Raw genomic sequence first — 638 nt, forward strand, 5'->3', positions numbered from 1 at the left:
GGAGTTTGTCGCTCAGTAGAACGAAATTCGTAATAATATTGCTGCGCCGTAACGGATCACGGGATCGCGAAACGGCTAGAATTATTGGCACGAGGGAGCACAGATGAGATCATTTAGGTTCCAAAGGGTCACTAACTAATAAGAGTAACAGGCCCGGCTTAGCTGCCTAGACAAAGTGCATTTACCCTGTTTACCATTAAAAGACATTTTAGGGAAATTGAATGAACAGCCCTTATTGGTTGACGAAAACACGGGTCATTATTTTATTTACTTTCATGCTATTAACCGCTTTTATGCTCATCAGCTGGAGCAGTTACGAAGTCGCTCGGCAATCCCTAAATAATGAAATTGAAGAAAATATCCTGCCTCTAACCAGCGATAATGTCTATTCAGAAATTCAGCAAGATCTGTTGAAACCCATTCTTATTGCATCTTTGATGGCTCACGATACTTTTGTTCGTGATTGGGTTCTAAATCATGAACAGGATCCTGATGCAATGATTCGTTACCTCAACGAAATAGACCATCGTTTCGATACTATTTTTTCCTATTTCGTTTCTGATAAAACCTACCGTTACTATGACCCCAAACGCATCCTCGAAACAGTCTCTGAAGAGAGTCTACGGGACCGTTGGTTC

1 pseudogene is annotated in these 638 nt (G+C 41.2%); it reads left to right on the forward strand.

Annotation, left to right across the window (positions count from 1 at the left end):
• Positions 1-221: 221 nt before the first annotated feature.
• A pseudogene (locus AC1DUO_RS25965) lies at positions 222-638 on the forward strand (diguanylate cyclase); the annotation flags it as partial.

It is taken from the genome of Rahnella sp. P4_A8 (genome assembly GCF_056402435.1).